At 65.1% G+C, this 25,491-nt stretch carries 19 protein-coding genes; 8 read left to right on the top strand and 11 right to left on the bottom strand.

What is annotated here, in order from left to right; all coding sequences use genetic code 11:
- Window positions 1-9: 9 nt before the first annotated feature.
- The 5 genes from ABC969_RS03760 to ABC969_RS03740 all read right to left on the bottom strand — a co-directional run bounded on the left by ABC969_RS03760 (window position 10) and on the right by ABC969_RS03740 (window position 4,719).
- Entirely contained in the window at window positions 10-222 is a 213-nt protein-coding gene (locus ABC969_RS03760) for a hypothetical protein (protein WP_345863057.1), read from the bottom strand.
- Between the two features lie 135 nt (window positions 223-357).
- A complete protein-coding gene (locus tag ABC969_RS03755) occupies window positions 358-1,689 on the bottom strand; it encodes a sensor histidine kinase (protein ID WP_345863814.1) in 1,332 nt (443 codons plus the stop codon).
- A 5-nt stretch (window positions 1,690-1,694) separates the two neighbouring features.
- Window positions 1,695-2,414 (bottom strand): response regulator, encoded by a 720-nt coding sequence (locus ABC969_RS03750; RefSeq protein WP_345863812.1) that lies wholly within the window; start codon window positions 2,412-2,414, stop codon window positions 1,695-1,697.
- Between the two features lie 72 nt (window positions 2,415-2,486).
- Entirely contained in the window at window positions 2,487-3,161 is a 675-nt protein-coding gene (locus ABC969_RS03745; protein ID WP_345863056.1) for an EF-hand domain-containing protein, read from the bottom strand.
- Between the two features lie 82 nt (window positions 3,162-3,243).
- Window positions 3,244-4,719 (bottom strand): tetratricopeptide repeat-containing sulfotransferase family protein, encoded by a 1,476-nt coding sequence (locus tag ABC969_RS03740; RefSeq protein ID WP_345863055.1) that lies wholly within the window; start codon window positions 4,717-4,719, stop codon window positions 3,244-3,246.
- Window positions 4,720-4,903: 184 nt separating this feature from the next.
- Here ABC969_RS03740 and ABC969_RS03735 point away from each other — a divergent pair, with 184 nt between their 5' ends.
- Window positions 4,904-6,103, top strand: coding sequence for an NF038122 family metalloprotease (locus ABC969_RS03735; protein WP_345863054.1), 1,200 nt, complete (start codon window positions 4,904-4,906; stop codon window positions 6,101-6,103).
- Between the two features lie 112 nt (window positions 6,104-6,215).
- Here the strand turns inward: ABC969_RS03735 and ABC969_RS03730 are convergent, their stop codons facing one another.
- Both ABC969_RS03730 and ABC969_RS03725 read right to left on the bottom strand, forming a co-directional pair.
- Window positions 6,216-6,989, bottom strand: a complete 774-nt coding sequence (locus tag ABC969_RS03730) for a thioesterase family protein (RefSeq protein WP_345863053.1) — start codon at window positions 6,987-6,989, stop codon at window positions 6,216-6,218.
- A complete protein-coding gene (locus ABC969_RS03725) occupies window positions 6,986-8,524 on the bottom strand; it encodes a class I adenylate-forming enzyme family protein (protein WP_345863051.1) in 1,539 nt (512 codons plus the stop codon). Before ABC969_RS03725 ends, ABC969_RS03730 begins: the two co-directional genes overlap by 4 nt.
- Before the next feature lie 207 nt (window positions 8,525-8,731).
- Here ABC969_RS03725 and ABC969_RS03720 point away from each other — a divergent pair, with 207 nt between their 5' ends.
- The gene (locus ABC969_RS03720) at window positions 8,732-9,364 is read left to right on the top strand and encodes a hypothetical protein (protein WP_345863050.1); all 633 of its coding nucleotides are present in this window, start codon (window positions 8,732-8,734) and stop codon (window positions 9,362-9,364) included.
- 34 nt (window positions 9,365-9,398) lie between these two features.
- Here ABC969_RS03720 and ABC969_RS03715 read toward each other — a convergent pair whose 3' ends face one another.
- Both ABC969_RS03715 and ABC969_RS03710 read right to left on the bottom strand, forming a co-directional pair.
- Window positions 9,399-10,091 carry a glutathione S-transferase N-terminal domain-containing protein gene (locus ABC969_RS03715; RefSeq protein WP_345863049.1) on the bottom strand — a complete coding sequence of 231 codons (693 nt, stop codon included), beginning with the start codon at window positions 10,089-10,091 and terminating at the stop codon, window positions 9,399-9,401.
- A 42-nt stretch (window positions 10,092-10,133) separates the two neighbouring features.
- Window positions 10,134-11,360, bottom strand: a complete 1,227-nt coding sequence (locus ABC969_RS03710; protein WP_345863047.1) for a TCR/Tet family MFS transporter — start codon at window positions 11,358-11,360, stop codon at window positions 10,134-10,136.
- Window positions 11,361-11,648: 288 nt separating this feature from the next.
- Here ABC969_RS03710 and ABC969_RS03705 point away from each other — a divergent pair, with 288 nt between their 5' ends.
- The 5 genes from ABC969_RS03705 (at window position 11,649) to ABC969_RS03685 (ending at window position 20,853) form a co-directional block, all read left to right on the top strand.
- Window positions 11,649-12,866, top strand: coding sequence for an acyl-CoA dehydrogenase family protein (locus ABC969_RS03705; protein WP_345863046.1), 1,218 nt, complete (start codon window positions 11,649-11,651; stop codon window positions 12,864-12,866).
- Between the two features lie 122 nt (window positions 12,867-12,988).
- Window positions 12,989-14,056 (top strand): acyl-CoA dehydrogenase family protein, encoded by a 1,068-nt coding sequence (locus ABC969_RS03700; protein WP_345863045.1) that lies wholly within the window; start codon window positions 12,989-12,991, stop codon window positions 14,054-14,056.
- Between the two features lie 199 nt (window positions 14,057-14,255).
- Window positions 14,256-17,099 carry a TonB-dependent receptor gene (locus tag ABC969_RS03695; protein WP_345863044.1) on the top strand — a complete coding sequence of 948 codons (2,844 nt, stop codon included), beginning with the start codon at window positions 14,256-14,258 and terminating at the stop codon, window positions 17,097-17,099.
- A gap of 101 nt (window positions 17,100-17,200) precedes the next feature.
- Window positions 17,201-18,526 (top strand): spinster family MFS transporter, encoded by a 1,326-nt coding sequence (locus ABC969_RS03690; RefSeq protein ID WP_345863043.1) that lies wholly within the window; start codon window positions 17,201-17,203, stop codon window positions 18,524-18,526.
- A gap of 17 nt (window positions 18,527-18,543) precedes the next feature.
- Entirely contained in the window at window positions 18,544-20,853 is a 2,310-nt protein-coding gene (locus ABC969_RS03685; protein WP_345863041.1) for a ribonuclease R family protein, read from the top strand.
- Window positions 20,854-20,978: 125 nt separating this feature from the next.
- Here the strand turns inward: ABC969_RS03685 and ABC969_RS03680 are convergent, their stop codons facing one another.
- Together ABC969_RS03680 and ABC969_RS03675 are read right to left on the bottom strand one after the other, a co-directional pair.
- Window positions 20,979-22,145 carry a saccharopine dehydrogenase family protein gene (locus tag ABC969_RS03680; RefSeq protein WP_345863040.1) on the bottom strand — a complete coding sequence of 389 codons (1,167 nt, stop codon included), beginning with the start codon at window positions 22,143-22,145 and terminating at the stop codon, window positions 20,979-20,981.
- A gap of 111 nt (window positions 22,146-22,256) precedes the next feature.
- Window positions 22,257-24,050, bottom strand: coding sequence for an ABC transporter transmembrane domain-containing protein (locus tag ABC969_RS03675; protein ID WP_345863039.1), 1,794 nt, complete (start codon window positions 24,048-24,050; stop codon window positions 22,257-22,259).
- 132 nt (window positions 24,051-24,182) lie between these two features.
- Between ABC969_RS03675 and ABC969_RS03670 the strand changes: the two genes are divergently transcribed.
- Window positions 24,183-25,415 (top strand): polyhydroxyalkanoate depolymerase, encoded by a 1,233-nt coding sequence (locus ABC969_RS03670; protein ID WP_345863037.1) that lies wholly within the window; start codon window positions 24,183-24,185, stop codon window positions 25,413-25,415.
- Window positions 25,416-25,491: the final 76 nt, after the last annotated feature.

The raw sequence follows: 25,491 nt of genomic DNA, 5'->3' as shown, positions 1-25,491 counted from the left end.
CGAGCGGCTTCAGGCCCAGGAACCGCCGCTTCGCCCGCCGGACTTCGGCAGATGGGCGGCATGTGCGCCGTCCGCCTCCTCGTCGTTATCGGTATCGATGTCATATTTATCGGCGACCAGCGCCATGGCCAGCCCAACATAAGCGGCGATCGCATGATCGCCTTTATCGTCAAGTTGCTGGCAGGCGTCGTTGAGTAGCGAATAGAGGTCGGAGGCGTTCATAATGTTCACCCTTAAGTCCGCCGCGTACCCCAAGTATGCACCGACTAATGTCGGCCGGACCAATTTCCAACGGATAGCACAGCTTCAATTATAACAAAAGTGCGCGAAGGCTGTCTTTCGTGATCCATTATGGGTTTATCGCGGCAGAATAATCGTGGCGTCGAGCCCGCCGCCGGGGCGGTTTTTCAATTCTATCGTGCCCCCCGCATCGGCGACGATGGCACCCGCCAGCGCCAGGCCAAGCCCGATTCCCCCCGTATCGCGGTTGCGCGAGGTTTCGAGGCGCGTGAACGGATCGAACACGTCCGCCAGACGGTCCTCGGGAATGCCCGGCCCTTGATCCGCCACCACAATTTTAACGTGCGCGGGCATCGCGTCGATCGTGACGGCGGCGGAAATGCCGTATTTCACCGCATTCTCAATCAGATTGCGCACCGCGCGGCGCATCAGCGACGGTCGCAGCCGCATCTGCAACCGTGGCGTTTCCTCGTCGAAGGTCACCTCGGCGCCAAGATCGCGAAAATCCTCCACTACCGCATCGACCAGCGCGGAGAGATCTACCTCGGTCAATGGCTCGCTGGGCCGCCCGAGTCGCGCGAGCGACAGGATGTCGTCCAGCGTGCGATCCATCTCCATGATCGTGTCGGCCATCTTGGTGCGATCGGCCTCGTCTTCAACCGATTCGATGCGCACGCGCAAGGCCGCGAGCGGGGTGCGAAGATCGTGCCCGATCGCGCCCAGCATGCGATCCTTCTCGTCCAGCATGGCGGTAACGCGCAGCCGCAGTGCGTTAAATGCGGCGACCACCTCGCGCAGATCATCGGGGCCGTCCTCCGCGAGCGGCACGTCCACCTCGCCTGGGGTGAAATCGCGCGCGGCGGTCGCCAGGCTGCGCAATGGGCGCGAAATGCGCCGGCCGATCCATAGCACGGGGAGCAGGACGATGGCGTAAAGGATCAGCGTCTGCGCAATCAGCCGCATAAACAATCGGCCTTCGCCACGGGGCCACGGCGTGGCGGAGACCAGCCAGCCGCCGCCCATGCGCTCGACGGCGATGATCAGATCCCCACTGGCCCTGCTCGGATCGCGCACCCGGCGGGGCCCCGGACGCTGCAGCAATGGCGGGCGCTGATCGACCACCGCCGTTTCGATCCGCCCGACACGGAGCCCCGCCTCGCGCAGCGCATCACGGATACCACGCTCAACCTCTGGGCGATGCTCGGCGGCCCTGTCGATCGGCGAAGCCTCAAGCAGGCGAACGCGGCCCCGTTCGGCCGAAAGGATGCGTTGGTCGGCACGCTCCACGGCATCGACGATCCGCGCCACGGCGGGCCCCGTTGCCTGCTCGAAACGGAAATTGCGGCGCTCGTTGAGCAGTACGCCGAAATTGATCAATTGCGCGACCAGCAGCGCGAGCGCGACAAGGACTGCCATCTGGCCGGCCAGACTGCGCGACCAGAAACGCATCGTGGTCACAAGCGTGTCACTTCGGCCGCGAGCGTATAACCGCCGCCCCATACCGTCTTGATCAGATCCGGGTTTTTCGGATCAGCCTCGATCTTGCGGCGCAAGCGGCTGACCTGATTGTCGATCGCGCGATCGAACGCGGCGGCCTCGCGGCCCTGCGTCAGATCAAGCAATTGATCGCGGGTCAGTACCTGGCGTGGGCGCGTGACCAGCGCGTGGAGCAGATTATATTCGCCGGTCGATAGCGGCACGGAGACGCCGTCACGATCGACCAGCGCGCGTTCGCCCGATTTGAGCACCCAGCCGGCAAAGGCGAACGCGCCGCTATCTGGCGCATGCTGGCGCGTGCCACCGGCAGCGGCACGGCGCAGAATGACCTTGATGCGGGCCGAAAGCTCGCGGGGCGAGAACGGCTTTACGACATAATCGTCGGCGCCCATTTCCAGCCCGACGATGCGATCGGTCTCTTCGCTGCGCGCGGTGAGCAGGATGACGGGTATCTCGCTTGTTTCGCGGATGTGGCGTGTCAGGCTCAGGCCGTCTTCGCCAGGCATCATGATGTCGAGCACGACGAGGTCGATGGCATAGGCCGCGAGCCGCGTGCGCGCGATGGCCGCATCGCTCGCCTGCGTAACGCGAAAGCCCTGTTTGGTCAGATATTGCCCAAGCGGTTCGCGGATCGAGCGCTCGTCATCGACGAGCAGCAGATGTGGCATGTCTCCCATCGGTTCGGCGCTTAGCATGATGTTTCCCCATCGGAGAAGGCGCCAGGCGACCACAGCCGCCTGGCGTTTACGTTACTCGCTGTCGCGAGGCGGGGGTGGGGGCATGTCGGCGCCGGGCCCCCCATGGCCGCCGGGGCCGCGGCCCGGGCCACGCATCGCTTCCATCTCGGCGCGATCGACAAAGCCGTCACGATTGGCATCGAGGCGATCGAAGCGCTGGTCCGCCTCGGCGCGTACCTCATCGCGACTGATCTTGCCGTCCTTGTTGGCATCGGCATTGCGCAGCATCATGCCGGCCATGGCCCGCATACCGCCACCGCGCGGGCCTTTGGGGCGCATTTCCTCGCGGGTCAGGTTGCCGTCTTGATTAGCATCCTTCGCCTTGAAGCGCGCGGACTTGGCCGCCGTGATCTCGGCAAAAGAAATGATGCCGTCCTTATTCGTGTCGTTACGCAAAAGCTTTTCGCCGCGCCGGCCAGTGTCGATCTCGGCGCCGCTGAGCTTGCGATCGCCATTGGTGTCACGCTTGGCGAAGCGGGCATCGGCCGCTGCGAAGAATTCCGAGCGAGAAATGATGCCGTCCTTGTTGGTGTCCGCCGCCATGGGGCCGCGCGGGCCGATTACCGCTTCAGCGGCTACGGCGATGCCGCCGACCGCGGAAGCGGCAAGGGCGGCGGCGATGATGAGCTTCTTGTTCATGTGTGGTTCCCGACTGTGCAGGCGCGGCCTGCCCGCGTCCTTGGCCACCTTAATGGAACCGGCTTGTCACTGCAGTGTGTCGCCAAAGGCGAAAATTGTCGCAAAGTGTCGCACTGTCGGAGCTGGCGTCTCAGCGAGGGCGGACGGTGTCGTTCTCACGGTCATAGGCGTCGACGAACGGTTGCAGATAGGCCCGGTAAGGCTCGGCCACGCCCAGGCCATCGCGGTTGATCGGGCGGCGGACCTGCAGCGAACTGGCGGTGGCCACGGTGCGCTCGGTCAGATGTGGGGTGTAGGCACCCGCCTCCTCTGGCAGCCCGCAATGCGCCAGCAACCGCGCGGTCCACGTCGCCGGATCCTCGACCAACGCGCGATATGGCACTATCAGCAGGCGATCGCCGAGCTGCGCCTTCCAGAACGCCATCAACTGATCTTCCAGCCGGAAGTGATCGGCGATTTCGGCCAGATCATAGCTCCACGCAACGCCGTGGATGAAGAAGGTCCGGAAGCACGACCAGGCGCTGTCGAGCGGATCGCGCCGCATCCAGATCAACGGCGCATCGGGCAACGCGGCGGCGATCAGCCCCAGGCAACGGCTGACGTCGATCGTCTTGTCGACGACCCTTCCGGTGCCGCTGAAGCGTTCGGCGAGCAGATGCAGATACAGATCGCTGAGCGTGTCGAGCGTGCCGCCGCCGGCCATATATTGTTCGAGCGCCTCGCCCGAGACGCCGCCCACCGCCACCGCGACATGCTGAACGATGTTGAGCTCGCCGCCATCCACCACGTCGCTATGGCTGGCGAGGATGTGTTCGACCAATGTCGTCCCGGAACGCGGCAAACCGGTGACGAATATTGGGCGGCTTGTGTCCCGCGTCTGCTGCGCGCGCATCCGGTCGAAAAAGCCGTCGGGATAGCCGGTCATCGCCGACTGCGCGTTCGCGGCGTTGCCGTTGCGGCTATAAGGCGTCTGCGATTTGAGCAATTGCGCGCCACGGGCATAGGCCGCGAAGGTTGCGGCCGGATCGCCGCGATCGGCGTGCAGCTTGCCAAGCGCATAGCAATAACGCGCCAGGTCAGCCGGCCCCTGGCGCTCGGCTGCCGGGGCTTCGGCGAGCAAGCGATCGCCGAGCGGATCCTGCGCCAGATTGACCATCGTCGCTAATGACAGCCACGCCGGCCCCCAGCCTGGGCGATGCTTGAGCGCCGTCTGCAGATGGGCGCGGGCTTGCGTCACATCGCCCAGTGTCATCGCGGTGTTGCCCAGCACATAGGCATGGCCGGCGGGATCGGGGACATGCGTGGGCAATGTCGCGAGCAAATCGTGCGCCTCACGGATGCGGTTGGATTGGGTGAGCAGAACGACCTTGGCGTAGCGCGCGGCGGACTTGTCGGCGGCGCTCGCCACGAAGCAATCAATCGCGCGGTGCGCCAGCGTCAGCTCGCCGCTGACCTGCATCAGGCGGGAGATCGAGCGCCATTGTTCGCCAAGCGGCGCGGCACCGTCCAGCAAGGCGGTCACGGCGCGATTCGTCGCAGCGCGGTCGCGGCGGTGGAGAGCGGTCTTCAGTTCGGTGAGCACGATTTGTGCAGCCGCACTGCTCATTGGGCGCTTCATTGTTCCGACCATCCGATAAGAGGAGCTTCGCAATTCATGGCTCCAGGCGAAGCTGCCACATGGCAGTCAACATACCGCCATAAAAGAACAATCTCACGTTGACAGGGCAGCGTTTTACTTCACTATACATAGTTAATACCAGGTTCAGAATCACCGGTAAGAGGGGTCAGACATGCATTTCAAGGGCATTTTGTGCTGCAGCGCGGCAATGGTCACACTGTGTTTGGCACCGGCTAATGCGGCGGTTATCAATCTTGTCGATCAGGGCGGCGTAACGGGTTCCGCGGCTGAGCAGGGCTTTAATATCGCCGCTGCCTATTGGGGCTCGATCCTTACCAACAGCGTGACAATCAATCTCGGTGTCAGCTTCGCCGCGCTCAACCCCGGCATTATTGGTTCGACGGGCAGCCGGCGTCTCGATTATTCGGTCGCCAACTGGGAGAACCAGATCAATGCGACCAAGAGCAACTCGACGCTGGATCAAAACATCGTGCTGCCGACGCTGACCGGGGGAGGCGCGAGCTTCATCACCAACGGCGTCGACGAAGACGGCAATGACGACACCAGCAAGCTTACCTATATCGACGGCGACAGCACCAGCAGCCAGGTTCTCTATCTGAACTCGTCGGTGGTGAAGGCGATCGGTGGAAACTTGAGCAGCCCCGGCGCGCTGGACGGGACCGTGCGGTTCAGCAGCAATTTTGCCTTCGACTTCAACCCATCGGACGGCATCACCGCGAACACGTTCGATTTCATCGGCGTGGCCATTCATGAGATCGGCCATGCGCTGGGCTTCGTCTCGGGTGTCGACTTCCTCGATTATTACGGCGGTCCGGATGGCCCTGGTGCGGGCGCTTTGGGCTATAGTCTTAACGACACTTCGATTTACAGTGCGCTCGACATGTTCCGCTACAGCGATGATCCAACGGGCATTGCGCCGGGCACCGGGGCGACGCTCGATCTGGCGGTCGGCGGCACGAAATACTTCTCGATCGATGGCGGCCAGACCGCGCTGTTCGGCAACACGATGTCGACCGGTTCGTACAATGGAGATGGTCGCCAGGCGTCGCACTGGAAGGACACGGCGGGTTGCCAGGTGGGCAACGGATTGCTCGATCCAACCTTCTGCTTCGGCCAAGAAGGCGTCGTCACGGCACTCGATCTCGCTGCCTATGATGCGATGGGCTGGAATCTGAGCGTCGATGCGCTGGCCAATGGCGGCAGCTATCTGGCCACGACAGGCGACATCTATCAGCAATTCGCACCGGCCATACCGGAGCCTGCGACTTGGGCGATGATGCTGGCGGGGTTTGGCATGATCGGGGGATCGATGCGCCGCCGCAAGATCCGCACGACCGTATCGTTCGCTTAAGCTCGTTCCGTTGGGATGGGAGAGGGCCGCTGGCGAAGGCCGGCGGCCCTTTTCGTGACTCGCCAGCGGATGCGTGCAATGGCGCCGGCATCGGATGCCGCATATCCGCCGATCAGGCGAAGATCGCGACACTTTGCATGCCTTGCGCGATTGGCACGCCATCCGCATTCCACAGCATCATGCTCTGGCTCGAACAGCCATTCCTGGCATGATCGGTCGTCGCGGAAAGCAGCCACCAGCCATCCGTCGTGCGCGGCGTGGGGGTGAGCAGATTGACGATCCAGGTCAGCGAACTCAGCGGGGCTGGCTGCTTGCCGAGCAGCTTGAACGCGGCCGGGGGAAGCGCGTCGGCGATCGCCATGACCTCGACCATCGGATCAAGCCCGTCGCGTGCGCGCAGCCGGCCCCAACGCAGCCACTCGGCCTCGCCCAGCCCCTCTTTCAGATCGAAGAAATTGAAATTGCCGGTGAAGAATTCCGGCGGGCCGGTATAAAGTTCGGCATCGGGCGCGGGCGGGCGGACAGCGTTGTTGAGCCGCCCCTCGAGATCGATGCGCGACGGCTGATCCGACATGAACACAAAGGTCGCGCGGTAACCCAGCCCCGCCTCGGAGACGATATCGGACTGGATGAAGGCCGCATTGCGACCGCGGCGCAGCTTGGTCGCGGTGACCGTGACGTCGCCGGCCAGCGGACCGATGAACGACACTTGCGCCGAGCGGAGCGGTGGCAGATCCGGTTCGCAGGCTTGCGCGGCGTGCAGCGCCAGCGCGCTCGATAGCCCGCCATAAGCGGTGCGGCCCTGCAGCCAATTGGGCGTGATCGTGGCAGTGAAGCCGGTATCCGTGAGGGTCGCCGCGGCGAGCATGTCGGTGATCGAGGTCATGCGCTTGCCTCCTGCAACCGGTCCCGCAATTCGCGCTTGAGCACCTTGCCGATCGCACTGCGCGGCAATTCGTCGATCGCGTGCAAGGCGGAGAGGCGCTGCGTCTTGCCCAGTTGCGCGTTGGTCCAGTCGCGGATCTCGTCGATGCTGGCAGCGACGCCGGTGTGCGGCACATAAAAGCCGACGGGCGTCTCGCCCCACGCCTCGGACGGCACACCGATCACGCTGCAATCGGCGACCGCGGGATGCTGGCTGAGCACGGCTTCGAGATCGGTGGGGTAGATGTTGAACCCGCCCGAAATGATCAGATCCTTCTTGCGGTCGAGCAGAATGAGAAAGCCGTCGTCATCGAAGCGCGCGACATCGCCGTGGCGAATGTAGCGATTGCCGTCCTGGTCGTGCCATTCCGCCGCCGCGCTTGCCTCGGCACGGCCGTGATAGCCGGTCATCATCGTCGGGCTGCGGCCGACCACTTCGCCCATCTCGCCCGGCGCGACCTCGTTGCCATCATCGTCGATCAGGCGGATTTCGTGGCCGGGCAGCGGCGGGCCGACGGTGTGCAGCTTGTCGGGGTGCGCGGTGGCGTTGAGCCCGGTCGAGGCGCCGCCCTCGGTCAGGCCGTAATATTCCACCAGCAGGCCGGGCCAGCGCGCCAGGATGTCGGCCTTGAGCGCCGCGGCGAACGGCGCGCTGGTGCTGGTCTTGAGGCGGAAGCTGGACAGGTCGAAGCGCTCGAAATCGGGCAGCGCCATGATGCGCTGATATTGTACGGGGACGAGCATGGTGTGCGTCGCGCGGTGGCGCTCGGCGAGCTGGCAATAGCCCCGCGCGTCGAACTTTTTCATCAGCACGACCGTGCCGCCCCAACCCAGCGTGGGGAGGAAGCTGACCAACGTGGTGTTCGAATAAAGCGGCGTGGCGATCATCGTCACCGCCTCGCCGAAGCCCGCTGCGGCGTTGCGCGCGATATGCGCCCAGCGCATCGCATGGCTCTGCACGATGCCTTTTGGGCTGCCGGTGGTGCCCGAGGAATAGATGATGTTGAAGCCGTCCGCCGGCGCAATGGCGACGGGGGCGGGGCGCGCGCCCGGCGCCGCCAGCCAACTGCCCAGCGATTTGAGATGGACGAGCTTGCCCGGCACATGACGGCCCTTGAGCAAAGCCGCTGCATCGGCATCGAGGAAGGTTACGGCAGCGTCGCAATCGGCGATCATGCCGATGATCGCCTCGGGGGTGGCGGAGGGCGCCAGCGGGGCGGCCACGCATCCGGCGCGCAGCGCGCCAAGGAAAACCGCGGCATAATCGATCGAGGCGGCAGCGACGATCGCCACCGCGGCGCCCTGCGCCACGCCATCGCGCTGCAGCGCCGCGGCGACGCGGTCGATCAGCGCATCGAGCGCGGCATAATCAAGCTCGCCCCCCGCCTCGGCCAGCGCGACCTTGTCAGGCTGGGTGGTGGCATGCGCCCGGATCAGATCGGGCAGCGTGGCGAAGTCGCTGGCGAGCAGCGCGGCGGCGGTGTTGTCGGTTCCCATGGTTCGAGTTTGCTAGTCCAGCAGAGGGTGGATTGCCATACGCGATGTTCGAAAGGGGTGCGTGAGGGGGGTGCGGGGTGAAATCCACCTCAAAGATTCGAACACAAATGATCTGTTTCTTCCAAAGTGGTTGAGTCAATTGACATGATCTCCCGTTTTCAGTCACTTACATCCGCCGGTCGGGAAAACCGGCGATGGGGGGATTTCATGAACAGGTTCAGTACAGCGCTTTCGGGCGCATTTTTTATCGTGTCTGCAACATCCGGCGCGGCTTTAGCCCAGAGTTCGACGCCGGCCGCATCGCCGGCAACGGTGGCGGCTTTCCAGCCGGCGAAAGGCGAGACCGTTCTGCGTGTCGGGACGGCCGTGCCGTTGCGGACGACAGAAGAGCTAACGACGAAGGGCAAGAAGCTGAAGGTCGGCCAGCGCTTCAATCTCGAAGTATCGGAAAATGTAGTCATCAACGGTACGACGGTCATTCCAGCCGGGTCGCCAGCAGTCGGCGAAATCATGGAAGTGCGTAACAAGGGCATGTGGGGCAAATCCGGCCATTTTGGTGCGCGGGTGTTGTATTTGACGGCCAACGGCCGCCAGATCCGGTTGACAGGTGCCTTTGACGACAAGGGCACTGCTGGCGGCATCGGCGCTACCGCCGTGTCAGCCCTGGTCTTCCTTCCCGCCGGCTTTTTCATGACCGGAACAAGCGCCATGGTCGCTGCCGGTTCGCCGGTTAAGGGCTTTATTGATGAAGACGTGCAGTTTGCCGCGGTGGCTGCGCCGAGCCAACCGATGGTTGTGGCCGCACCGGTGGCGCAGGTGCCCGTCGCGCCGACCAAGTAAGTGGATGAGGCGGCGCCACGCCGCCTCATCCTTCTCAATCGCCTTTCGCCGTCTGGCCGAACAGCACCTTCTTCTGCTCCTCGGTCATCGGCGATTGCGCTGGCTGGATCTCGGCGCCCTTGCGATACGCTTCGATCGTCGCGGGGCGATCCTTGATCGCCGCGTGCCAGCGTTTCACGTTGGGAAAGTCGTCGATATTCTGGCCCTGCGCTTCGGGCAGGATCCACGGATAGCTGGCCATGTCGGCGATCGAATAGTCGCCGGTGATGAAGTCGCGGCCCTCCAGCCGGCGATCAAGCACGCCGTACAGGCGGTTGGTCTCGCGAACATAGCGATCGATCGCATAAGGCACCTGTTCGGGCGCGTAGCGCGTGAAATGGTGGTTCTGCCCGAGCATGGGGCCAAGCCCGCCCATCTGCCACATCAGCCACTGGTTGATTTCAGTCCGGCTGCGCACATCGGCGCCGCCGAAGCGGCCGGTTTTCTCGGCAAGATAGAGCAGGATCGCGCCGCTTTCGAAAATGGCGATCGGGGCGCCGCCATCGGTGGGCGCATGATCGACGATCGCGGGCATGCGATTGTTGGGGGCGATCTTGAGAAAATCGGGCTCGAACTGGTCGCCCTTGCCGATATTGACCGGGACGATGCGGTAATCGAGCCCGGTCTCTTCCAGAAACAACGTGATCTTGTGGCCGTTCGGCGTGGGCCAGTAATGCAGATCGATCATGCAGGCAGCTCCTATGGTGTCGCGCCAGAAATGGGAGCGCCATCACGCCTCGGCAACCGTGTCGCTGGCCGCGTGCGCCGGAACGCGCAGTTTCGCGGCGACGATGCCGAGCGCAGCCACGACGAGCAGCCCCGCGAGCAGGAACGCCGCGCCGGGGAAACCGTGCTCGACGCCCGCTGCCAACGCCTGCGTCATCATCAGGGGGCTGATGATCGCCGCGACGCTGCCAAGGCTGCCCAGACCGCCCTGCAATACGCCTTGCCGCTCGGGCCCGACCATGCGCGAGAGCAGCCCGTTGAGCGCCGGGCCGACCAGGCCGGACAAGGCGGCAAAAATCATGATGGCATAGGTCTGCCACCCGGCGGTGACGAAGGCGAAGGCCAGAAATCCTGCCGCACCCGTGCCGAGCCCGATCAGCAGCGCGCGGCGATCGCCGATGCGGCCGATCACCAGGCCGACGAGCAGCCCCTGCACCAGCGCCATGATCAACCCGACATAGGCCAGACTGAGCCCGATCGCGCCCGGGCTCCAGTTAAAGCGGATCGTGGCCCAGAACGCCCAGGTGGCGGGATAGACCTGGTGCGCCAACTGCCAGATCAGCGCGACCAGCAGCAACGGTGCCGCGATGCGGCTTTCGAACAGGGGCCTGAATGCCCCGATGATATGCGCGTCGCGCCAGCGGAACGGGCGGCGGTGTTCCTGCGCCAGCGATTCGGGCAACGCCACGATCATGATCGCGGCATTGCCCAGCGCCAGGACCGCGGCGGCGATGAAGGGCGCGCGCGGACCGAACCCGGCGATCAGCCCGCCCAGCGCCGGCCCGATGATGAAGCCGATGCCAAAGGCGGCGCTGACATAGCCGAACGCGGCGCTGCGCTTCTCAGGCGGCGTCACATCGGCAATGACTGAATTTGCCGGGCCGTAGACCGCGCCGGCAAAGCCCGCGACCATACGACCGAGGAACAGCCAGGCGAGCGTGGGGGCGATCGCCATCAACGCGTAATCGATGCCGAAGGCGAGCATCGAGGCGATCAGCACCGGGCGGCGGCCGAAGCGGTCGCTGAGATTACCGAGCACCGGGCCGGCGACGAACTGCGCGAGCGCGAAGGCGACCAGCATATAGCCGGCAATGCGCGCGGCATCGTCGATCCCGACCTGGCCAAGCCGGGTGATCAGCGCGGGCAGCACGGGCATGACGATGCCAAAGCCGATCGTGTCGATCAGCACGGCGGCAAGCACGAAGGGCACGGCGCGGTTCGCAAAAGGCATGGAAAACCTCCTGTGGAAACTGGCGGAGTCGGCGCAACCGTCTCAAGGGCGGCAAGCTTTGTAAAGTCGTCGCTGGGCGCGCGAATGTTGACAATGTTGAGACGCTGACGCGTTCTTCGCAGCCACCATATCCGCCCGGCGGGCGCAGAACATTAACCGAACATGCCATATGTTTGGCGTGTAGGAAAGAGCTGGATCACGCCCACGCAGACGCTTTGCTTATGCGCCGATCTGTGGCATTCCATCGCCATACCCGATATTCAGAATCGTAGAAAAGGATGAGGATCCATGGCTTCCGCTGCCGAACTCGACTCGCCCGCCGCACCGCTCGACACCTTCCGCCACGACGTGCGCGGCTGGCTGGCCGAGCATTTCCCCGCCACGTTGAAGGGCCAGGACAATGCCATGTCCGCGCTCGACGGGCCGAGCGAGGATACGCCCGAACAGGCGGCGTGGAAGAAAGCCATGGGTGACAAGGGCTGGGGCGTACCGGCCTGGCCCAAACACTATGGAGGGGGCGGGCTCGACAAGGCCGAAGTGCGCGTGCTGCACGAGGAGATGGCGCGGGTCGGCGCGTGGAATCCGATTGGCGGCATGGGCGTGATGATGTTCGGGCCGACGTTGCTCGAATATGGCACCGAGGAGCAGAAACTGGAGCATATCCCGGCGATCGCGCGCGGCGACGTGCGCTGGTGCCAGGGCTATTCCGAGCCCGGTGCCGGCTCCGATCTGGCCAGCCTGCAGATGTTCGCGGAGGATCGGGGGGATCACTATCTCGTCAATGGCCAGAAGACCTGGACGAGCGGCGGGCAATGGGCCGACAAATGCTTTGCGCTGGTGCGCACCGATAAATCGAAAAAGCATGAGGGGATCAGTTTTCTGCTGATCGACATGGATGCCGAGGGCGTCGAGGTGAAGCCGATCCGGCTGATCTCCGGCTCCTCGCCGTTCTGCGAGACGTTTTTCACCAACGTGAAGGTGCCCAAGGGCAATCTGATCGGGCGCGAGGGCGAGGGCTGGACGATCGGCAAGCGGCTGCTGCAGCATGAACGCTCCAGCCTGTCGGGCGGCGGATCGGCGGCGCGGATGTTCGCCGGCAAGCCGATGGGGGCGCTGGCCAAGGAATATCGCGGCGCGGACGAGGCGGGCCGCGTGCCCGATCAGGATCTGCGCATGCGCATCGTGCGGCACGAAATGGATGCCCGCGCCTTCGCGCTGACGCTCAGGCGCGCGGCGCTGGAAGCGCGCTCCAACCAGGGGCCATCGGCGGCGACCAGCATCATGAAGAATGTCGGCGCGCGCATCACGCAGGATCGCGCCGAGCTGAGCATCGAGATCATGGGCATGAATGGCCTCGGCTGGGACGGCGAAGGGTTCAGCGCGGAGGAGCTCGCGCAGACGCGCACTTGGCTGTGGGGCAAGGCCGTGTCGATCTATGGCGGATCGAGCGAGATTCAGAACAACGTGATCGCCAAGCGCATCCTGGGGATGCTGGATCATCAGTGAGTGAGATCGAACCACGTCGCCCCAGCGCACGCTGGGGTCTTGGTGGGGCTGGCGCGCCGCGCGCCTCGTGGAGATCCCAGCTTGCGCTGGGATGACGGATTGCGGGTTTAGGGAAGAACGACATGGCCGTATTGAACGACGAACAGACGATGCTGCGCGATATGGCGCGCGAATGGGCGGATAACGAGGCGCCGGTGAGCGCGTTCCGACGCGTGCGCAATGCCGCGCCGGCGGCGGGCTATGATGCCGCCGCCTGGGCGCAGATGGGCGAGATGGGCTGGGCCGGGATCGTGGTGCCCGAGGAGTTTGGCGGATCGGCGTTTGGCTACCTGTCGCTGGGCATGGTGCTCGAGCAATTGGGGCGCAACCTGACCGCCTCGCCTTTGGCCTCGACTGCCGCGGCCGCCGCGGCGATCGCGCTGGGCACGTCCGAGGCGGCAAAGCGCGACTGGCTGCCGCGGATCGCTGCGGGCGAGATCGTCGCGACGCTGGCGGTGGATGAGGGGCCGGTGCACGATCCGGCGCGGATCGCGACGGTGGCGGTGGGCGGCGTGCTCAGCGGGACCAAGCAGTTCGTGGCCGAGGGCGATAGCGCGCAAGCGTTCGTGGTGGCAGCGAGCAACGGCCTGTATCTTGTCACGGGTGATGAGGGCGTGACGCGATCGGCGCGCCACATGGCGGATTCGCGCAGCCATGCGCAGGTGGCGTTCGACGGCGCCGCGGCGGAGAAATTGGGCGGGCCTGAGCTTACCGCGCAGGTAATCGATCTGGCCACCGCGGCGCTGTCCGCGGAAATGCTCGGCATGGCGGAGCAGGCCTTTGCCGTGACCAACGATTTTCTCAAACAACGCGTGCAGTTCGGCCAGCCGCTGTCGACCTTTCAGGCGCTGCAGCACCGCATGGCCAAGATGTTCACCGAGCTCGAACTGATGCGTTCGGCGGTGGAGGGGGCGCTGGAGGCGATCGACGCCAAGCGCAGCGATACCGATCAGGCAGTGAGCCTGGCCAAGGCGATCGCCAGCGATACGCTGCATCTGGTCAGCCGCGAGATGATCCAGCTGCACGGCGGGATCGGCATGACCGACGAGCATGATGCCGGCCTGTATCTCAAGCGCGCGCGCGTGCTGGAGACGATGTGGGGCAATGCCGCTTTTCACCGTGAGCGCTTCGCCCGGCTCAACGGTTATTGAACCCATTTCGGGCCGGCCAAAACATCCGTTTCGAAAACGCGTTCTGGCCGGCCCGGGTCTTTGCACTATGACTTTTCGGCAACAGCAGCAACTTTCGTGTCATTAAGTGGCACATGAGTGCTTGACGAGCGCCGGGTGATCCTGTCATTTCGAGGATAAGGTACGGCGCTATAAAGTGCTGACCGAGCAGGAGAGAATGATGCTCAACAAGCAGTATCTGTCGGCGTGTGCCCTAACCGTTCTCGCACTTGGTTTGGCCACGCCGGCAGCGGCGCAGCAGAGCGATGCCGCCACCGGCGCCCCATCCGAAGCCGCCGCCGCGCCGCAAGCCGACGACCAGATCAGCGACATCATCGTGACCGCGCAGGGCCGCGCGCAGGCGCTGGCCGATGTGCCGGTGGCGATTTCCGCCGTGACCGCTGAATCGCTGCAGAATTCGGGCGCCAACGACATCCGCCAGCTCAATCAGCTGGCGCCGTCACTGCTCGTCTCCTCCACCGGCTCGGAAGCCAATGGCAGCCCGCGCATCCGCGGCATCGGCACGGTGGGCGACAATCCGGGCCTCGAAAGCTCGGTGGTGGTGTTCATCGACGGCGTCTATCGCTCGCGTTCGGGCATCGGGCTCAACGAACTGGGCGAGATCGACCGTATCGAAGTGCTGCGCGGGCCACAGGGCACGCTGGGCGGGCGCAATTCCTCCGCCGGCCTGATCAGCATCGTCAGCCGCCGGCCGTCGTTCGAATTCGGCGCCAATGGCGAGGCGACGTATGGCAATTACGATTTCGTGCGGCTGGCCGGCGGGGTCACCGGGCCGATCAGCGAGAAGCTCGCGGCGCGCATCGACGGCGTCTACGTGAAGCGTGACGGCTTTTACCGCGACGCCACCAACGATACGCGCGTCAACGATCGCGATCGCTATTTCGTGCGCGGGCAATTGCTGTTCCAGCCCACCAGCGATGTCAGCTTCCGGCTGATCGGCGATTACAGCAAGCGCAAGGAAGCCTGCTGCGCGGCGACCTATGTCGGGCCGAGCGTCAATCCGAACATCGGCAATCTGAACACCCCGGCGGCGCCGCTGACCACGGGGCTTCCCGGTGGCAACAACATCGTCAACGTGCTGCGTGATCTGGGGCAGGATCTGGGCGCGTTCAACCGCGGCTATTCGCGCGATGTGTCGATCTCGCGGGGGCGCGGCTATGACGGGACGACGCAGGACTGGGGCGTGTCCGGCCAGCTCGATTGGTCGTTCGGCGACGTCAATCTCACCTCGATCACCGCCTATCGCAGCTATTATAACGATCAGGGATCGGACACCGATTACAGCTCGGTCGACATTCTCTATAACGCCGCCGACGGCAACAACCGCCGCGCCTTCAAGACCTTCACGCAGGAATTGCGGCTGCAGGGCAGCGCGTTCGACGACAAGCTCGATTGGTTGATCGGCGGGTTTTATTCGGACGAACAATATCGCGGCAAAAGCAATCTTCGCTTCGGCAGCCAATATGGGCGCTTCGCCACCTGCCGGATCATCTCGGGGGGCGGGCTTGCCGGCCTCTATTCACCGACCAGCCCGGGCTGCGTCGCGCCGGGCGTCGGCCTCGCCACCCTGGGATCGTTTGGCGCCGATATCCGCAACGGCTTCCTGACGCTCGACGGGATCAACAATGTCGGCTCGACGGTCGATCGTTATCGCCAGAGCAGCCGCAGCTTTGCCGCCTTCACGCACAATATCTTCCATGTCACCGATACGGTCGATCTGACGCTGGGGCTGCGCTACACCGACGAACGCAAGCGTTTCGGCGCGACGTTCGGCAACGACAATACCGGCTGTGTGACGCTGCAAAATACGCTGACCGACGATCTGGTCGGCACCAACGCCACGGGGCGGGCGCTGGCCAGGGCACTGATCGGGCTGGGCTGCCAGGGCAATTCCACCGCCGAACTGAATGGCGTCAGCATCTCGGACAAGCGCCATGAGGACGAGTTCACCGGCACCGCGATCCTCTCGTGGAAGCCGATCGATGATCTGTTGCTCTATGGCAGCTATTCGCGCGGCTATAAGGCGGGCGGGTTCAATTTCGATCGCTCGGCGCTGAAATTCCCGATCGAAGATTCGCGGACGCCGGGCGGCGCGCCGACCACCACGTTCGCCGCATTGGGCGGCGCGCAGGCGCTGGTGAACAGTCTCCAGTTCGAGCCGGAAAAGGTCAATGCGTTCGAAATCGGCGCCAAATATGCCACCGGGCCGTTCAGCTTGTCGGTTGCCGGTTTCCGCCAGGAATTCACCAGCTTCCAGCTCAACACCTATGACGGCACGGTATTCATCGTCCAGAACGTCAATGGCTGTTCGGATAATCTGAACGGCGGCGATCGCGATCAGAACAAGTTTGCCGCCGCACCCAACTATGTCGCGCCGACAGCCGCCAATACCAACCCCGCCAATACGACAGGCGCGTGCGCCGCGGACAATGTCGGCTACGGCGTGGTGTCGCAGGGCGTCGAGCTCGAGGCGACGATGGTGCCGGCGCGCGACTTCCGCGTCTCGGCCGGCATGACCTATGCCTCAACCAAATATCGCGACCAGCTGGTTGGCAACAATGCCGGCGCGGCGCTCAACCAGGCGTTGCGCAAGCTGCCCGGGGACAATCTGTCCAACGCGCCGGAAATCGTCGTGACGGGGTCGGCAGCGTGGACGCCGCCGATCGGGAGCAGCGGGCTTTCCGGGCTGTTCTACGTCGATACGCGACTGTCGAGCGATTATAACACCGGCTCCGATCTGTTCCCGCAGAAGGAGCAGGACAGCTTCGTGCTGGTCAATGCACGCATCGGGCTGCGCGGCGAGGATCAGCGCTGGGCGATCGAATTGTGGGGGCAGAACATCTTCAACAAGAATTATGCCCAGGTCGCGTTCAACTCGCCGTTCCAGGAGGGCGCTGCGACCGCCGCGTTCCAGGATCCGCAATATCCCGGCGGGCGCCAGCTATTCTCGCAATTCCTGGCCGAACCACGCACCTACGGCGTCACGCTGCGCGGCAAATTCTGAGCAGCAACAAAACGTTACCGGCGCTGTGCCATATCGTAATGACTGACAGCCCCCCGCCCGGCATGGTCCGGGCGGGGGGTAATTTTTGGTGAGGACGCCGCATGACCCTGGCCGCCACGCATCCCGAAATCGCCGATGCGCTCGCGCTCAAACGGCGCACGCTGACGCTGGCCCTGCTCACGCTGACCTATTTCTTCAGCTATATGGATCGCCAGATCCTCGCCATCCTGCTCGAGCTGATCAAGGCCGATCTCAAGCTGTCGGATACGCAACTCGGGCTGCTGGCGGGCTTTGCCTTCGCCATCTTCTATGCTGGCCTCGGCATTCCGGTGGCGCGCTTTGCCGACCGGGCCAATCGACGCAACATCATCGCGGTGTCGCTGGCGCTGTGGAGCCTGATGACCGCGCTGTGCGGACTGGCGCAGAATTACACGCAATTGCTGCTCGCGCGGATCGGCGTCGGCGTGGGGGAGGCGGGATCCAGCCCGCCCTCGCATTCGATCATCGCCGATCTGTATCCGGTCGAAAAACGCGCCAGCGCGATGGCGATTTATTCGCTCGGCGTCGTGCTGGGCGGCGGCTTTGGCACGATGATCGGCGGGTGGCTGGCGAGCCAATATGGCTGGCGCGTGGCGATCATTGCGGTGGGCATTCCGGGCATTTTGCTGGCGGTGGTCGTGCGGCTGTTCGTCGTCGAGCCGCGGCGTGGCCTGTCCGATGCGGCGCGCGCGGCGGAGCAAGGCGATATGCCGACGATCTGGTCCGCCTTCCGCGATATGTGGCGCGATGCGGCGGCGCGGCATCTGGTGCTCGCCGTCACGCTGACGTCGCTGATCGGCTACGCCACGACGAGCTGGGGGCCAAGCTATCTGCAGCGCTCCCTGGGCTTCAGCGTCGGGCAGGTTGCGCTGGTCATCGCGCCGATCGCGGCGATCCTGGGCACGGTATCGGGGGTCGGCGGCGGGCGCGTGGCGGATTGGGCGGCGAAGCGCTGGGGCATCCATGCGCAAAGCTGGATGGTCGGGCTGCTCAAATGTGCGGCTTTGCCGTTCACGCTGATCTTCTTCCTCACCGACGTGCCGGCGATCGCGATCGGCGCCTATGCGCTCAACATGCTGTTCGCCAATTCCTATCTCGGGCCGACCTTTGCGATGCTGCAGGGGCTGGCCCCGTTGCGCATGCGCGCGATGTGGGCGGCGATCACGCTGCTGGTGATCAACCTGATTGGGCTGGGGCTGGGGCCGACGCTGATCGGCGTGCTCAGCGATGCGCTGGTGCCGTTGACCGGAAAGGCGGAATCGCTGCGCTGGGCGCTGGTCACGGTAACGGCGGCGACGCCCTGGGCGATCTTCCATTACTGGCGCGGCGGCGTGATGCTCCGGCGGCGGCAGGTGGCGCACGCGAATGAGGTGACGGCGGCGGGCTGAACCCCTACATTCGTTTCATGCCCAAAAAATCCACCGGCTTGCCAACGCGCGAGCAGATCCTCGACTTCATCGCGACTTCCACCACGCCGGCGGGCAAGCGCGAGATCGCCAAGGCCTTCGGCCTCACCGCGCAGGAGAAGATCGGGCTCAAATCTTTGCTCAAAGACATGGCCGATGAAGGCCTGATCGACGGCGCCGGCGCGCGCGCCTTCCACAAGATGGGCGGCGTACCGCGCGTCACCGTGCTGCGCATCGCCGACGTCGATGATGGCGGCAATATCTGGGCCGTGCCCGAGAACTGGCATGCCGAGACGCCGCCGCCCAAATTGCGCGTGCGCGAAAAGGGCCGGCGAGGCGCGCTGGGCATCGGCGATCGCATCCTCGCGCGCACCGAGGAGGCTGGCGCCGGCTGGATTGCGCACCCGATGAAGCAGCTCGCCAAGGGCGAGGAACTGGTGCTCGGCGTGCTGCGCCAGGAGGGCGGCAAATTGTGGCTGACCGGCGTCGAGAAGCGCGATCGCAGCGAATATCTGGTGGCGGATGCGGGCGAGGCGCAACCCGGCGATCTCGTGCTGGCGGAAAAAGGCGGGCGACCGCCGCGCATCACCGTGCGCGTCACCGAAATACTGGGCGATCCCTTCGCGCCGCGCAGCTTCTCGCTGATCGCGATCCACAAGCTGGGCATCCCGACGGTGTTTTCGCCCGAGGCCGTGGCCGAGGCGGAGCGGATGGCGCAGCAGCCGTTGGGTGATGACCGGGAGGATCTGCGCGATGTGCCGATCGTGGCGATCGACCCTGCCGATGCGCGCGATCACGACGATGCGGTGTGGGCCGCGCCTGATGATGATCCGGCGAACGAGGGCGGGTGGAAGGCGATTGTCGCGATCGCCGATGTGAGTTTCTATGTGCGGCCCGGATCGGAGCTCGATCGCGAGGCGCGCAAGCGCGGCAATTCGGTCTATTTTCCCGATCGGGTGGTGCCGATGCTGCCGGAGATACTGTCGGCGGAGGTATGTTCGCTGAAGGAGGGCGTCGATCGCGCGGCGCTCGCCTGCCATCTGCGCGTGGGCAAGAATGGCGAGCTGAAAAGCTGGCGCTTCACGCGCGCCGTGGTGCGGCTGGCGGCGAACATCGCTTATGAGGATGCGCAGGCGGCGATCGATGCCGCCGAAAAGCCCCTCCCCTTCAGGGGAGGGGTTGGGGGTGGGGGCGTGCCTCAAGAGCCTACGCTTGTGGATAGCCCCCACCCCAACCCCTCCCCTGAAGGGGAGGGGCTTGATTTGCTCCCGCTCCTCCAGCCCCTGTGGGACTGCTGGCACGCGCTGTATAAAGCGCGCGAGAAGCGTGGCCCGCTCGATCTCGATCTGCCCGAGCGCCGCGTGGTGCTCGACGAGAAGGGCCGGATCATGTCGGTGAGCCCGCGCGAGCGGCTCGATTCGATGCGGCTGATCGAGGATTACATGATCGCCGCCAACGTCGCCGCGGCCAAGGCGCTCGAGGGCAAGAAGGCGCCGGTGATGTACCGCGTGCACGAGCCGCCGAGCCGCGAGAAGCTGGTCGCGCTGAAAGACTATCTCAAGACCTTCGGGATCGAGTTCGCGCTGGGGCAGGTGATCCAGCCGCGGACGTTCAATCATATCCTCGATCGCGTCGGCGAGGCGGATTTCCGCCCGCAGATCATGGAACAGGTGCTGCGCACGCAGACGCAGGCCTATTATGGCCCGATGAACCATGGGCATTTCGGGCTGGCGCTGGGCAGTTACGGGCATTTCACCTCGCCCATCCGGCGTTATGCCGATCTGATCGTGCATCGCTCGCTGGTGTCGGCGTTCAAGCTTGGCCCGGGCGGGCTGACGCAGGGCGAGGCCGAGGGGATGGAGCGGATCGGCGAGGGCATTTCCGCGCTGGAGCGCCGCGCCATGGAGGCCGAGCGCGACACGATCGATCGTTATGTTGCGGCGTTCCTCGCCGAGCGCGTCGGCGATGTGGTGGATGCGCGGATCACCGGCGTGACCAATTTCGGCTTCTTCGCCACGGTGGAGGGGATCGGTGGCGACGGGCTGATGCCGGTGCGCGATATCGGCGGCGAATATTTCCGCTTCGACGAAGCGGCGCGGACGCTGGTCGGCGAGCATTCGGGCACGACCTTTGCCAGCGGGCAACGGCTGCAGCTGCGGCTGGCGGAGGCCAATCCGGTCTCGGGCGGGCTGCGTTTCGAGATGGTGGATGGCAAGGCCGAGCGTGTCGAGCGGGATGTGGCACCGGCGCGCGTGATCAAGCGCCGCGGGCGGCCGGCCAATATCCGGCATCAGGGCAAGAAGCGGTAAAGCTGGAATAAGCCCCTCCCCTTTAGGGGAGGGGGAAGGGGTGGGGGCTCTCCGAGAATCCCACGTCGCATTTGGGGCACGCCCCCACCCCAACCCCTCCCCTGAAGGGGAGGGGCTTATGGCTGTCATTCAGCCGTGAACGTCAGCCCCGCGCGCGCGATCAACCGCTCGCGCAGCGGCGCGCCCATCAGCGCGCCCGGGGTCCAGATGCCGCCCCCCTTGTCATTGGCGCCCTCGACATCGTGCACCAGGCACAAAGCCGCCTCGGCGATCATCCGGCTGGTCGAGCCGTAACCGGGATCGCGGTCGCCGGTGACCACCGCATCGAGCCGCGTGCCATCGGGCATCTCGCCGATGAACAGCAGATCGTAAAAACCATTCTCGCGTTCCTCCCTGCTCGGCCCTTCGCCAGGCTTGGGGCCTTTGTCGCCGGAGAACGGGTTCATCCTGGCAATGGCGTCCGCGGCGGCGCGGCCCATCTCGCCGAGGCCGGGCGCGACCATCATCTCCTCATAGACGAAATCCGCGCCATACGCCTGATCGAGCAGGAAATTGGTGCGGTGGACGTTCTTGGTGTTGATCGGCGCCATGATGAACGGCGCGACCCACGCGCCGAGCGCACTGTCATATTCGGGCAGCAGCCCCTTGGGCTGGCTCGGGCCGTCGAAACCCGGGGTCAGCGCAAAGGGATTGACCAGCAGGCCGAGAATGCTCGGATCGCGCGCGGCGGCAGCCATCGACGCCTTGAGGCTGGCGACCGTGCCGCCCGACGCGCCGCCCTGCATTTTCCGCACGCGGCCCTTCACGTGGCGCATCGGCTGGCCGAATTTGGCCTTCGCCGCTTCCTGCAGCGTCAGGACGCCGAGATCGAACGGAATGGAATCGAAGCCGCAGCTGAACACGATGCGGGCACCACTGCGCCTGGCTGCCGCGTGATGCGCGTCGATCATGTGGCGCATCCAGGCCGGCTCGCCGCACAGATCGACATAAGCAGTGCCGGTGGCGGCGCAGGCGGCGACGAGATCGTTGCCGTAGAGCTGATAGGGGCCAACCGTGGTGAGCACGACCCTGGTGCGTTCGCACAGCGCGGTGAGGCTGGCGGGATCGTCGCTGTCGGCAACGATCAGCGGCGTGTCGGCGGGCGCGCCGATCTCGTCGCGGACTTGCTGCAGTTTGGTCAGCGAGCGCCCGGCCATCGCCCAGCGTGGGGTGTTGTGGCTGCGCAGATAGTCGGCGACGAGGCGGCCGGTGAAGCCGGTGGCGCCATAGACGATGATGTCGAAGTCTTGCATCAAATCTCCCCTCCCGCTTGCGGGAGGGGTCGGGGGAGGGCCTGCCTCACTCCTGCGCGGTGGCGGCAACATGCCCTCCCCCAGCCCCTCCCGCAAGCGGGAGGGGAGCAGTTACGCCGCCTCGCTGAACTGCAGGCTGGCGAGGCGGGCGTAGAGGCCGTTCTGCCCGATCAGCTCGGCATGGTTGCCGCTTTCGACGATGCGGCCTTCATTCATGACGATGATGCGCTTGGCCGCGCGCACGGTGGCGAGGCGGTGCGCGATGACCAGGGTGGTGCGGTGCTGCATGAGGCGTTCGAGCGCCTGCTGGACGAGCTGTTCGCTTTCCGCATCGAGCGCGCTGGTCGCTTCGTCGAGCAGCAGGATCGGTGCGTCGCGCAGCAGCGCGCGGGCAATGGCAACGCGCTGGCGCTGGCCACCGGACAATCGCGCGCCGCCTTCGCCGAGAAACGTATCGAGCCCCTCGGGCAGCTTGCGCAGAAATTCTGCCGCGTTGGCGGCCTCGGCCGCGGCCCAGAGTTCGTCGTCGCTCGCCTCCCATTTGCCATAGCGCAGATTGTCGCGCGCGCTGGCGCCGAAGATCACCGTTTCCTGCGGCACCATGGCGATGCGGCGGCGGATCTCGGCGGGATCCGCGTCGCGCAGCGGCACGCCATCCAGGCGGACCTCGCCGCTGGCCGGATCGTAGAAGCGCTGGATCAGCTGGAACAGCGTGGTCTTGCCCGCGCCCGACGGGCCGACCACCGCGACGGTATCGCCCGGCGCGATATCGAGCGAGAAATCGTGCAAGGCGGCGGTGTCGAGCCGGGTCGGGTAACGGAACTCGACGGCATCGAAGGTCAAGGCGCCGCGCGGCGGGACGGGGAGCGCGACGGGGTGCGCCGGCGGGGCGATCTCGGGGCGTTCGTGGAGCAATTCGGCCAGCCGCCCGGCAGCACCCGCGCCGCGCAGCAGATCGCCGTAAACTTCCATCAGCGCGCCGAACGCGCCGGCGACGATCCCGCCGGTCAGCACGAAGGCGGCGATCGATCCGCCGCTGATCCGCCCCGCCGCCACGTCCACCGCGCCTTCCCACAGGACGAGCGTGATCGAGCCGAAGATCAGCCCGATGACGATCGCGGTCATCACCGCGCGGAGCGCGATGCGGCGGCGCGCGGCGGCGAAGGTGGCGGCGACGGCATCGGAAAAACGCTTGGCCTCGCGGCGTTCCTGCCCGAACGCCTGGACGATCTTCATCGCCCCCAGCGTCTCGGTGGCGATCGAGCCGACATCGGCGACACGATCCTGCGACTGGCGCGACTGCGTGCGCACGCGCCGGCCAAGCAACGCCATCGGCAGGATGATGACCGGGATGCCGAGCATCAGCATGCCGGCGAGCTTGGGCGAGATGGCGAAGAGATAGATCAGCCCGCCGATGCCGGTAAACACGTTGCGCAACGCGACCGACACGGTGGTGCCGACGACCTGCTCGATCAGCGTGGTGTCCGACGTCAGCCGCGAGGCGATTTCGGACGGGCGGTTCTGCTCGAAGAAGCGTGGCGTCAGTGTGAGCAGATGCGCCTGCACCGAGGTGCGGATATCGGCCACGACGCGCTCGCCCAGCCAGGAAACGTAATAGAAGCGCACCGCGGTGGCCAGCGCCAGGATCACGACGATCATCAGCAGGTAGTGGAACGAGGTATCGACCCCGTCGCCCGCGCCCGGGCCAAAGCCGCGATCGATCACCCGCTTGAAGCCATAGGGGATGCCGATCGTCGCCGCCGAGGTGGTCAGCAGCGCGAGCCAGGCGATGCCGATCTGGCGGGGGTATTTCTTGGCATGATGCCACACCAGGGCGAGATCGCCGAGGCGACGCTTGGGCGCGGGATCGGCGAGGGGCGCGGGGCCTGGTGGAGTGTCGGACATGGCGCGCACGACTAGCAGGCCGAGTGCCGTCCCTCAACGGGCCAGGCACGTGGCGGCGCGCATTGCCAGCGGGCCTTGCTCGGTTTATGCCGCAACTGCGAAGAAATCCATTTTTCCAACATCGGGTATGCCATGCTGTACAATGCCTATGAGATGCAAAAGTCGCTGCTGGCCGGCGCAAGCGCGATGGCGGATTTTGGCGCCGGCTGGCTGAACAATCCGGCCAATCCCTTCTCCTATATGGGCGGCGGTACGGTGATGGCATCGGCGCTGGAGGTCTTTGCGCACGCCGCAGCGCCGCGCGGCAAGCCGGCGTTCGGGCTGGATGTCACCACGATCGCGGGCCAGCAGGTGCCGGTCGCCGAAGAGATCGTGGTGCGCAAACCGTTTGGGCAATTGAAGCGTTTCAAGCGCGCCGGCGTGGCTGGCGAGCCCAAGCTGCTGATCGTCGCGCCGATGTCGGGCCATTACGCCACTCTGCTGCGCGGTACGGTCGAGCGGATGCTGCCGGTGGCGGATGTGTACATCACCGATTGGCGCGATGCGAAGCTGGTGCCGCTCAGTGACGGCTCCTTCGACCTCGATGATTACATCGATTACATCACCGAATTCCTCGATGTGATCGGGCGGTCTGGGGATGGCGAGCGCGCGCATATGCTGGCGGTGTGTCAGCCTTCGGTACCGTGTTACGCCGCGACGTGCCTGATGAGCGCGGACCAGCATCCCTATCGCCCCAAGACGCTGACCATGATGGGCGGGCCGGTCGATACGCGCGAAGCACCCACCGCGGTGAATACGCTGGCGACGGAGCGGCCGCATGCCTGGTTCGAGCAGAATGTGATCGCGACGATCCCGGCCAATTATCCCGGCGCCGGGCGCAAGGTATATCCCGGGTTTCTGCAACTGGCCGGCTTCATGTCGATGAACCTCGGCAATCACCTCAATTCGCATTACGAGATGTTCAAGCATCTCGTGCAGGGCGATGGCGAAAGCGCCGATGCCTCGAAGGATTTCTACGAAGAATATCGCTCGGTCTGCGACATGACCGCGGAATTCTATCTGCAGACGATCGACGTGGTGTTTCAGGATCATGCCCTGCCGCGCGGCATCATGCAGCATCGCGGGCGGACGATCGATCCGACGGCGATCAAGGATGTCGGCATCCTCGCGATCGAGGGCGAGAAGGACGATATTTCCGGCCTGGGGCAAACCAGGGCGGCACTGACCATCGCGACCGGGCTGCCGGAGGCGAAGAAGCGCTATTACATGGCCGAGGGCGCGGGGCATTACGGCATCTTCAACGGCAGCAAATGGCGCGATCGCATCGCGCCGGTGGTCGAAGAGTGGATGGCGGCGAACGCCTGAGCGCGGCTCCCCATAAACGTCACCCCAGCGCACGCTGGGGTCTCTGAACGGCGGTCGTGACGCCCGGCGCGTGAGA

This window comes from Sphingomonas qilianensis, from assembly GCF_039614825.1.
Classification (GTDB): domain Bacteria; phylum Pseudomonadota; class Alphaproteobacteria; order Sphingomonadales; family Sphingomonadaceae; genus Sphingomonas; species Sphingomonas qilianensis.
The sequence above is the reverse complement of the archived record's forward strand: the minus strand, read 5'-3'. Positions and strand labels throughout refer to the sequence as shown.